Here is an 11,465-nt window from a genome sequence, read left to right on the forward strand (position 1 = left end):
GTGCAGCAATGTATGTAGCCGAGCCGTGCTAACAGACCGAGGGCTTGACCTCACAACATAATTCGTAGTTCGTAATTCGTAATTCGTAATTACGGCTTGCTAGTTATGAAAACATTTGGTTTGGCGTTACTGTGCAGTCTTCAGGGTTACTGTTAAATTCGTCATTTCTAATTCTTTAATTACGAATTACGAATTACGAATTGGTAATTACAAATTTTCCTGGTGTCTATTGCGCGGTGGAACCACACTGAACCCTTCCCGAACTCAGAGGTGAAACGCTGCTGCGGCAACGATAGTTTAGGGGTTGCCCTACGCAAAAATAGCTCGATGCCAGGAACCATAATTTAACAAAAACCCGCAAGCTCAGATCTGAGCTTGCGGGTTTTTTGTTTAGATAAGCAATCTTCAAGTTTGGACTTGCCAGTATTTATCCCATATAGGTTTTATCATGTTCGGGTGATTACTTGTAATAAAATCTATCAATGCAGGTTAGGTTGGAACTTGCTTAAGAGTAAGAGTACGGCAGTGAAACCCAATATCAACAAGGATAAAATTTTGGGTTTCGTTCCTCAACCCAACCTACTACGCACAACGACATTAGACTCCTACTATAGATAATGAAGCGATCGCGTCACACTTAAAGGCTTTATTAACTCCAGCAATTTTTGCTCAACAAAAATATTATAATTTGAACATATTTGGATAGCTGATGGCTCCCCATTAGAAGCTTTATTTCGGGCCTTGGTATTGTTTTCAAAAATCAAATCTATTAATAAAAAAATGCCCCTTAAAATCGTTCAGAACTTTGATGGCAGTTTTACTCTTGAAGCACAAGCTCAAGAAACTCTATTCAATTTATTGACAAGCGTTGCTTTCTTAAACCAAATTTGCCAACAGTTGGGGTGTAAGCAACTTAAATTTACAGAATTACTCTTCCAGCCAGTTCCTTACAGCTTAACTACCACTAAAGGAATGCCAGCAGAATTTGAAAAATATCATGAATCTGATGAGTATATCATCGTCAATGTACCACCCAATTTCATGTTCAGTGCCAAGATTTTTAAACCCAGCCGCCTTTGTGCAATTTACCAAAAGTTGAGTAATTAATAATTTTAAAGATAATTTTTTCCTAATTGGCAATTTTCAATTCTGAAGGCAAATAATAAGTTTGATATTTGATATATGGCTTCTGAAACAAATCTTTCTTCTTTGGCAACTTTAGAATACATTCCCTACATTGACGATCGCGGCCAATTACCCGAACAATTTCAGGGTAAAATTGGGGTATATGCTATCTTTGACCAAAAAAAAGTGCTGCAATTTGTAGGATATTCCCGTGATGTTTTTCTTAGCCTCAAGCAGCATTTAGTCCGTCAGCCACAGCAATGTTATTGGGTTAAAGTTCAAACTATTGAACGTCCTAGTCGCGCAATTTTAGAAAATACTGAAAATGCTTGGATTGCTGAAAATGGCAGTGTGCCTTGGGGTAATGGGGATCAAAAGGAAAAATGGACTCATCCTATTGATGTCAAAGTTGCAATGACAGCTGAAGAACAGGCAAAATATGAAGATCCAGCTAATGATGAATTAGCACAAATAAAAGTTCTTAAAAATGTGGCACGCAGAATAGAAGCAGAAATTTCAACGCAATTGTTAGAAGTGCGCGGTTTGCAAATGCAAATTCGCTTCAATCCTAAATTGAAAGAAGAAGGTTTACTAGATTTGAAATGAAGGTAGTTTTGGGGAAAACTATCTTATGAATATCGCTTGTAATCTCCCATGACAATACAGCTGTTGAACGATCGCTATCAAGTTATCCGCACACTGGGTGCTGGTGGGTTTGGTGAAACCTATCTAGCTGAAGACACCTATATGCCTTCAAAGCGCCATTGTGTGGTTAAACAGTTAAGACCGATTCACAACAATCCCCAAATTTACCAGTTAGTACAAGAGAGGTTTCAACGCGAAGCAGCTATTTTAGAAGAACTCGGTGGCACAAATGACCAAATTCCGGCATTATATGCCTACTTCTCTTCTGGTGGACAATTTTACTTAGTTCAAGAATGGGTTGAAGGCGATACCTTAACTGCAAAAGTTCAGAAGCAGGGGCTATTTAGTGAAGGCGCTGTCCAGGAATTGTTTATGAATTTATTACCTGTCCTGGATTACGTTCACTCTAAGTATATCGTTCACCGCGATATTAAACCGGATAACATTATTGTGCGTCATCGGGATGGTAAACCAGTGCTGATTGATTTTGGTGCTGTGCGGGAGTCAATGGGAACAGTGGTGAATTCTCAAGGAAATCCTACCAGTTCGATTGTGATTGGTACACCTGGCTATATGCCCAGCGAACAAGCAGCAGGTAGACCAGTTTTTTCTAGTGATTTATACAGTTTAGGAATGACGGTAATTTATTTGCTGACTGGTAAACAGGCACAACAACTAGAAACGGATTCCCAGACGGGTGAAATTGTCTGGCGACAGTATGCTAGTCATATTAGCCCAATTATGGCAGGAGTGGTCGATACAGCGATCGCTTATCATCCACGCGATCGCTATCCCACAGCTAGAGCAATGCTGGATTCTTTGCAGAGCATAGCAAATCCAATTCCACCGACGCAACCCCTGTTAACTCAACCAACTGTAGTCTCTGCACCGCCACCTCAGACAGCACCTGTCAAACCACAGCCTAGCCCTCAAAGTAGTCATAGTCAGAATAATATTCTCATAGGCAGTTTGATTGCAGGTGGGTTAATTGGTGCATCTGTGATTATTAGTCAAGTGTTATCCAAATCTTCTCAACATACAGCAGACAAAACGGTATTACCTTCAGAAACACCGTCAAATATTACAAGTCCAGTGATAGAAACTCCCACATTCACACCAACGACCCCATCTGTTCCAACTCAATCATCTTCCTCAACTACATCAATACCACCTGTTGATAGCACGACTCTCAACAATTATTTCTGGCTTTCTCAAAGACTTGTAACTGATGCAGATTTGGATGGTAAAAGCGGTTTTGAACTCGATATTATGCGAAATTCGATTTTTGCCAGTCATGGTCGCCGTTTTGAGAATATTGAATTGCAAAATTACTTTAATAACCAACTTTGGTATCGTCCTATATATTCACCAAAGACATTTCCAGTTAAATTGCTGACAAAATTAGAGCAACAGAATGTAGAATATATCAACAAATATCAGGTTAATACCGGGTTAAGATATTTTAAATAATTAAGTTTTTCATCATCAGGGAGTGAGGACTGAGGAGAATAGCCAATACTTTTCTACAAAGGCTGTGCTAACGGCTAAATCTCACTGTGAGTAGTTGGACAAAGTGGATTATAAAAACTTGAGAATTGTTCAGTACAAGAGTGTGCATGCTTGTATAATATCTTATATTAATTTTCGCTTATCAATCAATTTATCATTACTTATTAGATAATATTTAGGTTAGCTGGTGTAGCATATCAGACAAAATGAAGGATATTCAATAGCCTAAAATCGAAAGATATTAGGGGCTAATCCTACCGAAATGTATGTGGGGTCAGAACCAAACTGTGTTTGTGTGCCATAAACTACATCTTTAGATACTAGTCAGTTTCCGAACCAGGCATTTATATTTAATATATAAAATTGCTATTTTTCAGATTAGAAATCCATAAGTTAAAGAAATGCCATTTTTATATTTTCTTTGTTATTTTGTATTTAACGGGACAGTTCTTCATGATTTGGTGGGCTTAAATAACAATTAGTTAAACCATTTCTCTTCCCAAAGATGCATGTAAATTGTTTGCATTATGCTTACTTTGCTTTTTAATCTACAAGCAAAGTGCAAATTGACTAAACATATTACATGACAAGATTTTCAATCGGCAAATAGTTCATATTCACGACGGTTAACCTTGCCTAAAACTATGCTTAAAACACAGAATCAACGTATTTTTCTGCCTGCTTTCATTAAACCTTTAGAAGAAAAAAATCAAACAGCTAGTAAAAAGCAATTTGCTCAACCAAAATTAGATTTACTGCAACCATTACGTCAATGGCTCGACAAAATTGAGATTCAGAATCGGAAATTAGCTAAATTTATTGCTAAATTAATTCCCGCCCAGTGTCCATTTGAGCGTGATGTCATGCTTTTTGGTCGCAAAATAGGACACATTCCGCCAATGTGTAAACTGAATCCGCTTTATAACGAACTTGTCTACTTGCGTTTTCGCGCTTTGTGTTATTTAGTAGATCAGTGTGGAGAAGATATTCAATCTTACTGCTGAATATAACGAGAAATAACTAATATGGAAATTAAAATTGAGCAGCAACTTAAGACTTGAATATCTCAATGGATGAGGTGTATTTAAATGGGAAATTTTGAAAAAGGAAGTCTCCAAATTTCCTTGGAATTATGATTATCAAGAAACTTGCTATTTTTTGGAAGGTGACGTACTTGTTACTCCTGATGGCAGAAAACCAGTGCAAATGGGTAAAGGCGATTTAGTAATTTTTCCCGCTGGTATGTCCTGTACATGGGAAATTACAAGTAACGTAAAAAAGCATTATTACTTCGAGTAGTAAAAAATCAAAATTGAGCGATTTTTTTTCTTGATTATCCAGAAAAGCAAGATTTCATAAATCAATTTTGATTTCTATTATGGAAGCTTACCGACGAGTATTGTAGGATAAAATGGCAGAATCGGCAAATTGTTTATATCTATCTCTGTCAAAACTCGTTGCGACTCCATTACCTAAAAAATATTCGTAGAAATAGATCGTCTAATTCTCGCCAAATTTGGCAGTAAACAAAGATCCCCGACTTCGCAAAAGTTGTTGGGGATTTTGTGCGATCGCCAGCAGAGAAAATCCAGAGAGTTCATAATCGTATTAGTGGGAGTTTAGCAGCAAAATGTTTGATCCCACCGCAATTTTATTGAGGAAAATCATTAACAATGTTACTGCATTTAAGTACTTGGCAAGAAGTCGAAGCTTATTTACAGCAGTCAAAGGGGATTATTTTCCCTATTGGTTCTACAGAACAACACGGGCCAACAGGGTTAATTGGTACTGATGCTATTTGTGCAGAAGCGATTGCAGTTGGTGTGGGTGATGCAACCCAAGCGATCGTGGGGCCTACAATCAATGTGGGGATGGCACTACACCATACTGCCTTTCCTGGCTCAATCAGTCTGCGTCCCAGCACTTTAATTCAAGTAGTGCGAGATTATGTAACTTGTTTAGCCAAAGCTGGTTTTAGCAAGTTCTACTTTATTAACGGACACGGTGGGAACATTGCTACCCTGAAAGCGGCTTTTTCAGAAACTTACGCTCATTTAGAAGATTTGCAGATTGCCAATGCTCAACAGGTGCAATGTCAAGTGGCAAACTGGTTTATGTGCGGTTCTGTATATAAGCTAGCTAAAGAATTATATGGGGATCGAGAAGGTTCTCATGCAACGCCAAGCGAAGTAGCCCTCACCCAGTATGTTTATCCAGAAGCGATTAAGCAAGCACCCCTTTCACCAGAAGTAGCAAGCGGACATCGAATTTATAGCGCTACTGACTTTCGAGTGCGTTATCCAGATGGACGTATGGGATCAAATCCGGCTTTAGCAACGCCAGAACATGGTAAGCAATTTTATGATTTGGCAGTTAAAGAACTTAGCAATGGATATTTGGAATTTGTGAACGCAGAATAAAACTCATGAAAAGACATTGTAGAGATGCGAGTAAAATCGTGTCTCTGCATCAAATATCTTGAGAATGATTATTAGACAAGTCACCAGCTTCGCCACTACTATAAGCGTGAGGTTCTCCTTCTGCGAAGATTTCGACAATTTCTCCATTGAGTAGTTCAACTTTGCGATCGCTCAAAATGCCACCGTCAATCATGCGGTGATATTCGTCAATCGTCCACTTAGCAACTATCACACTCATGACGATTGATTCCTCCCAATAATTCTTAATATTTTTCCATTTTAAAGGTACTTCAGGTGTAATTCAGAATAAGTCGATTGATTGAAGATAAAGATATGCCAGACAGCATGTGATAATACTGCACAGGCTGAGATAACAGCTTGGTAACTATAAAATAGTCGAGTATGCAATTATGTTAAGAGAAATTTCGTTAGTGTTGGCGCAGTCCGCCGTAGGCATCGCTACTTTTGTTATTCCCTTGACTAGCTACACCCATAGTCAAGTAACTGCTACCACCACTAATTATCAAATTTCTCAGAATCCTAACAATCAATCAACAGGAATAACTATTGAACGTCTAGGAATAGGTGGCGTAAAACTTTCTATGTCCGAAGCACAAGTCAGAAAAATTTTAGGTAAACCTGTAAAAGTAGAAAATGGCTTTCTAGCTGCTATTGGTAAAGTTCGTACTCTGAAATATGCAGGCATCACAGTTGATTTAGATGAAGGTGCTAAACCAGGTAATTTTACCGTTTATCAAATCAAAGCAAATCGTTCTAAATATTCCACCATAGATGGAGTAAAAGTAGGTGACAAACAATCAAAAGTGATTAGAACCTATGGAAAAACTGAAATTTCCCAAGATGGTAAAGTTACTAATTTAAATTATATAGTTGAAAAACCCAGCCCTGGAGGTTTAAATTTTACTGTTGAAAAAGGCAAAATAACAGAAATTTTCTGTTTTTACGTGATGAATTAAGCAATTTTTACAAGAGAAAAGCAATGCAATGTAAACCTCCTCACTTTATCTGGAGACATCCCACAATTCAGTTCAGGGCAAACCTCTTCAACCCAACCTATCCTATCACTTATTCCTCATAGCGAAGTGTTAAGTAGCCTCTGTTGAGAAAATAAAAACCTCTGCTGCTTGAGTCGGCCAAACAAATAGGTTTTGCTTGGCAATATCCAGGTCAATAGCAATACCTATAAAACGCGATCGCTCAAAATGCCAGCGCCAATCATCCGCTGATATTCGTCAATTGTCCACTTAGCAACTATCACAGTCATAACGATTGATTCCTCCCAACAATTCTTTATATTCTCCGATTTTAAATACACTTCAGGTCTGATTCAGAATCAGTTGATTGGTAGAACTTATATCAAAATATAAGAACTTTTTAGACCAGCAGCATTATGCTGAGAAGTTTGATTCTCGATCGAACCTTCACTCTAGCGTGTTGGAGGAATTTCTCTATTATCTGTTTAAAAATTTAGTCAGAGACTTTGGAGAAAATGCTCTCATCGGCAAATCACATACGTTCAAAGATATTTTTTTTGTGCCGCCAAAATACTCTGAGATGCTTAAGCGACCGTATGCACGTATTGAAAAGAAAGATCATGACGTGATGATCTCACTTTTTCGCGTTGCTCCCGTATTCCTGCTGCCTCCTGCCCTCTGCCTTCTGCCTTTCTTGCTAAAACTACGGTATTTAATTATTTGCCTAGCTCAACTTTTATCGAACGTTGCGAACGTAGCGACCAAGGTCTGAGCCTTCTCAACCCTTATCAAGATTACCTCCTCAGTCGCTGGAATAGCGGTAACTACAACTTCACTCCCCTATTGAATGAGGTCGAGGAAATGCAAAGTATATTAGTTGCTAGCTTAAACAAACTCAAAGCTTGAATTTATTACTTCTACCCTTCCGACTTCTGCCTTCTGCCCTCTGCCTTCTGCCTTACCCCAACCTAGATCACCAAAAGTTGCCAAGAACCAATAGAGAACTTGGGGATTTTCGGTGACGTATTTGGCGAGGATGGCACTTTTGCCGCTACTGGGTGCGCCAATGATGGTAAAGTAACCGCGATCGTGAGACTGAATAAAATTATATATTGCGGTAAAGACGAAAGCACGACCAACAAAGTTTTGACTTTTTTTGAGAATGACTTGTTGAAATTCTGTTGGGTAAGAGGGGGAATTGATTGGTGTTGGCGGTCGAGGTGAAGTGTTCATACTTTTTAAACATTCTCCAACCGCAAAAAATGCACGGCAAAACCCCACCTATCCCAATTTTTCAATATGAGTTTTTTTGCCTTCTGAATTAAATTTTAGTTTTTTTAATAAAAATCAATATAGGAAGCAAACAGTTAACTTTTTTGTACCTTAAAGTCTTTAATTTTGAATTTTGAATTGTTAACTGGCATCTAAATCTATAACATTAATTAGAACATTCTCGACTCAATAGTAACTGCCCATTATTCAGCCGATATAGACCAGTCGGTTCGATAATCGGATCGCCTTTTTTCCAGGGACGGGATGTAGTTTCTACACCTCTGACCTCTCCAGTTGTGTAGGTAGAAACCGAAACACCAGGACGATTAGGACTCAAAGCACCAGACCCTGTAATAGTAAAAGAGTTTTCTTGTCGCTTGGTGCCGCGTGAAATGCAACTATTGGCGATGAGTGCATTGGTATCAATGACTGGGGGTAATTCGGTGAAGCTATTTTTGATAGAACTAGTATCAGGTGCGTTAATGTTGATTACACCTGCAACACCTTGTTCAGAACTTGCAGTAATATCACTTTTCTCGGTTGGCTTTGGACGTGCTTCGATACCGAAGATACCTTGCAATTTAATTTCGACGTTTCCACCAGTTCCTGTGAAAGCATTGGCTATGATGTCGGTGTCTTCTTTAGGGATAGCGACAATAAATCTTGAATTGATATTGATGTTACCACTATCGCCACCGGATTGCGCTGTACCTGCGGTGGTCGAAATTCCGCCACCGCGACGCAATAGTAAAAGCTTATTGACCCTGTTGTAATTTTAATGTCACCTGCTTTACCTTCACCACTCAGCAAAGAACTAAATAAACCGCTATTGAAATCAACAATTTCGCCACCACTCAAAGTTACACCCTTTGAGACACCATCAATTATGACGGTATCACGAGCATTAATGATGATATTTCCACCATTACCTTTTCCTTCGAGAAAGGGAGAAAATATACTTCCACCATTTGTTAAAGATAACGCTCCTGTTTCAATTTGAATATTTCCGGCATTACCATTGTATGCTGTTGTATAAAGACCACTAGGTAAACCTTTACCGCCAATTCCATCAAAATTAATAGTATTGCCAACATTAAGAAAGATATTACCTCCACTTCCTTCTCCGTCGTTGTCAGCATTTAGTTGCCCACCATCTTTTAGTAGTAAATTACTTGCAGTGATGCGAATATCACCAGCTTTACCTATCGCGTTAGTAACACCATAAGTTGATACTTCACTGTTCGATTGTACTATGCCTCCACTCGATTGTACTATGCCTCCAAAACCTGAAAAAGTCACATTATCACGGGCATTAATAGTGATATTTCCGGCATTTCCGACTCCAGCAGTAAAGCTAGATATAGTACCACCATTAGTAACCAAAAGCGATCCAGTTGTAACTTGAATGTTTCCTCCGTCACCTACCCCCTGATTGCCGACACCACTGATACTAAAACTATTAGTATCAAAGGTTATGTTATCAAAAGCATTAATGCTGATATTCCCAGCGTTTCCTTTCCCATTGGTACTGCTACTAATAAATGCTCCATTGATAGCTTTTAGTGTACCTGTTGTGATTTGAATATTGCCTGCGTTACCTTCAGCAGTCTGTTGCACATTATTACTAATCCGGCTAAAAAGATCGCTGTTATTACCATCTAAGGAAATATAATTACGAGCATTGATGATGATATTTCCAGAATTACCTTTTCCTCTAGTGCTACCTTGAATTTCCGAACCATCATTTATTTCCAAGGAATTAGTATTAATAGTAACGTTCCCGCCATTACCAATTGCACCCTTATCTACGTCGGAATAAATTCCATTACTTTCCCCTGGTCTTGAGTTACGAAAACTGATATTACCTTGGATCTTAATATTTACATTACCTGCATTTCCTCGTCCTCCTGGTTGCGGATCATCATTACCTTCAACCCTCGATTGAATCTCCGAGCTATCTGTCAAAGAAAGCGAACCCGCAGTAATGTTAATTTCACCACCATTACCCACACCCCCAGTTCCAATGCCGCTTAATATAAAGCCCCTCGTAAGTTCAACCGCATCTGATGTTTGAATCGATATATTACCAGCATTACCCTGTCCTAAAATAAAAGTACCAAGGGAAGCTTCGTTACTTAGTGTGAAAGAGCTAGATTTGATGTTGATATTACCAGCATTACCTATTGCTTCTGTAGATACAGTGCTAACAATTCCACTATTTAAATTATCTTTTTGACTTGTAATAGTAACAGCACCTTGAGCATTGATATTTATATTTCCTGCATTGCCTTGTCCCAAAATGCCAGCATCGATCAGTCCACTGCTTAACGTCAATATTCCAGTCACAATATTGATATCGCCAGCATTACCAAATGCTCTTTCTTGCACTAGATTACGAATGAAGCTTTTATCTGTTAACGTTGTCTCTGCGGTGGCATTAATAGTAATATCTCCACTTTTACTATTTAGAGTACCTAAACCTGTATCTATTCCCGCTCTTAATTTACTTTCCCCAGCTAAATTTACATTTCGAGCTTGAATTTTGATATTCCCGCCATTGTCACCGCGAACATTAACTTCTGCGCCATTACTCAGCGAAACATCAGCGCGTTCCACATTCTCAGGGATAACTAAACCCAGATTATCACCCGCAATATTTAATCCTACATTTCCTGGTGCAGCCAAACCTGCTAACTCAATATTCCCCCCATAAGCGCGAATATTCCCACCATCAAGATTGATATTTCCACCAGCAAGCAGCAAACTTTTACCATCAGCAACTCGCAAACCCGTAACATCTTCACCAATGAGATTAGTACCTGCGGGTGCTTGGGATTGATTAATAATTCCCCCACTTACTTGAATTTGATTAAACAGCAATACCGAAGGATTAATAGTCAACAATGGCGTTGCTTGGGGATTTGTCGCACTAAAAACCCCTTGATTACCAAACTGCACACCATTTGCAGTTGTCCCCACAAATGAACCCTGCACATCTAAACTGGCATTTTTCCCAAACACAATCCCATTAGGATTTATCAAAAATAAATTTGGACTAGAATTACCGGATGTTCCCAGTTTTCCCAAAATTTCTGAAGGGTTCTTACCTGTCACTCGTGCCAGAATATTTTGAATATCTGCGCTAGGAGTGACAAAATAAGCCCCACGTCCCTCACTGATATTAAATTCTCCAAAGCTGTGAAAAAGATTGATTTGGCGAATTGCACCACCTGTAATTGCTTCAATCGGTTGTCCTTGATAGTTGCCAATAACTTGAGAGGACTCAGCCCCAAGCGTGTTATCAGGTACAATATTACTTTGCTGTGCCTGGGTTTCGCTAGTGAAAATACTGAAACTCAAGCAGCCCAGCAACCCTGCCAATCCAAACTGCAAACACTTGTTTAATCCGTAGTTGCTCGTCATTGGGTGCTATTCATATAGATTATTTGGCGTTGCATAAATGCGGGATGAATCATGGAAACACGGGTATTTCTCTATA

9 protein-coding genes, 1 rRNA gene and 2 pseudogenes are annotated in these 11,465 nt (G+C 38.8%); 9 read left to right on the forward strand and 3 right to left on the reverse strand.

Annotated elements, in window-relative coordinates; genetic code table 11:
* Window positions 1-218 precede the first annotated feature (218 nt).
* The 7 genes and pseudogenes from rrf to RMZ42_RS34285 all read left to right on the forward strand — a co-directional run bounded on the left by rrf (window position 219) and on the right by RMZ42_RS34285 (window position 5,699).
* Window positions 219-336, forward strand: a 5S ribosomal RNA gene (gene rrf, locus RMZ42_RS34255).
* Window positions 337-780: 444 nt separating this feature from the next.
* Entirely contained in the window at window positions 781-1,107 is a 327-nt protein-coding gene (locus RMZ42_RS34260; RefSeq protein ID WP_322675621.1) for a hypothetical protein, read from the forward strand.
* A gap of 75 nt (window positions 1,108-1,182) precedes the next feature.
* On the forward strand, window positions 1,183-1,731 hold the full coding sequence (locus RMZ42_RS34265) for a GIY-YIG nuclease family protein (RefSeq protein ID WP_322675622.1): 549 nt from the start codon (window positions 1,183-1,185) through the stop codon (window positions 1,729-1,731).
* Between the two features lie 48 nt (window positions 1,732-1,779).
* A complete protein-coding gene (locus tag RMZ42_RS34270) occupies window positions 1,780-3,240 on the forward strand; it encodes a protein kinase domain-containing protein (RefSeq protein ID WP_322675623.1) in 1,461 nt (486 codons plus the stop codon).
* Window positions 3,241-3,923: 683 nt separating this feature from the next.
* On the forward strand, window positions 3,924-4,283 hold the full coding sequence (locus RMZ42_RS34275; RefSeq protein WP_322675624.1) for a Mo-dependent nitrogenase C-terminal domain-containing protein: 360 nt from the start codon (window positions 3,924-3,926) through the stop codon (window positions 4,281-4,283).
* Window positions 4,284-4,304: 21 nt separating this feature from the next.
* A pseudogene (locus tag RMZ42_RS34280) lies at window positions 4,305-4,578 on the forward strand (cupin domain-containing protein).
* Between the two features lie 374 nt (window positions 4,579-4,952).
* Entirely contained in the window at window positions 4,953-5,699 is a 747-nt protein-coding gene (locus RMZ42_RS34285) for a creatininase family protein (RefSeq protein ID WP_322675625.1), read from the forward strand.
* A 79-nt stretch (window positions 5,700-5,778) separates the two neighbouring features.
* Here the strand turns inward: RMZ42_RS34285 and RMZ42_RS34290 are convergent.
* A pseudogene (locus RMZ42_RS34290) lies at window positions 5,779-5,937 on the reverse strand (Uma2 family endonuclease); the annotation flags it as partial.
* A gap of 172 nt (window positions 5,938-6,109) precedes the next feature.
* Between RMZ42_RS34290 and RMZ42_RS34295 the strand changes: the two are divergent.
* Together RMZ42_RS34295 and RMZ42_RS34300 are read left to right on the forward strand one after the other, a co-directional pair.
* A complete protein-coding gene (locus RMZ42_RS34295; protein WP_322675626.1) occupies window positions 6,110-6,676 on the forward strand; it encodes a hypothetical protein in 567 nt (188 codons plus the stop codon).
* A 385-nt stretch (window positions 6,677-7,061) separates the two neighbouring features.
* A complete protein-coding gene (locus RMZ42_RS34300) occupies window positions 7,062-7,466 on the forward strand; it encodes a Bpu10I family restriction endonuclease (RefSeq protein ID WP_322675627.1) in 405 nt (134 codons plus the stop codon).
* Between the two features lie 113 nt (window positions 7,467-7,579).
* On the opposite strand, the gene RMZ42_RS34305 is transcribed toward RMZ42_RS34300, so the two are convergent.
* Both RMZ42_RS34305 and RMZ42_RS34310 read right to left on the reverse strand, forming a co-directional pair.
* Window positions 7,580-7,927 carry a hypothetical protein gene (locus tag RMZ42_RS34305; RefSeq protein WP_322675628.1) on the reverse strand — a complete coding sequence of 116 codons (348 nt, stop codon included), beginning with the start codon at window positions 7,925-7,927 and terminating at the stop codon, window positions 7,580-7,582.
* A gap of 660 nt (window positions 7,928-8,587) precedes the next feature.
* Window positions 8,588-11,389 (reverse strand): filamentous hemagglutinin N-terminal domain-containing protein, encoded by a 2,802-nt coding sequence (locus RMZ42_RS34310; protein WP_322675629.1) that lies wholly within the window; start codon window positions 11,387-11,389, stop codon window positions 8,588-8,590.
* Window positions 11,390-11,465: the final 76 nt, after the last annotated feature.

The sequence above is a fragment of the Nostoc sp. DedQUE05 genome (assembly GCF_034530955.1).
Lineage (GTDB): Bacteria > Cyanobacteriota > Cyanobacteriia > Cyanobacteriales > Nostocaceae > Nostoc.

Coding starts and splice junctions, on each gene's coding strand:
- RMZ42_RS34260 (WP_322675621.1), top strand. CDS start 781: ATGCCCCTTAAAATCGTTCAGAACTTTGATGGCAGTTTTACTCTTGAA.
- RMZ42_RS34265 (WP_322675622.1), top strand. CDS start 1,183: ATGGCTTCTGAAACAAATCTTTCTTCTTTGGCAACTTTAGAATACATT.
- RMZ42_RS34270 (WP_322675623.1), top strand. CDS start 1,780: ATGACAATACAGCTGTTGAACGATCGCTATCAAGTTATCCGCACACTG.
- RMZ42_RS34275 (WP_322675624.1), top strand. CDS start 3,924: ATGCTTAAAACACAGAATCAACGTATTTTTCTGCCTGCTTTCATTAAA.
- RMZ42_RS34285 (WP_322675625.1), top strand. CDS start 4,953: ATGTTACTGCATTTAAGTACTTGGCAAGAAGTCGAAGCTTATTTACAG.
- RMZ42_RS34295 (WP_322675626.1), top strand. CDS start 6,110: ATGTTAAGAGAAATTTCGTTAGTGTTGGCGCAGTCCGCCGTAGGCATC.
- RMZ42_RS34305 (WP_322675628.1), bottom strand. CDS start 7,927: ATGAACACTTCACCTCGACCGCCAACACCAATCAATTCCCCCTCTTAC.
- RMZ42_RS34310 (WP_322675629.1), bottom strand. CDS start 11,389: ATGACGAGCAACTACGGATTAAACAAGTGTTTGCAGTTTGGATTGGCA.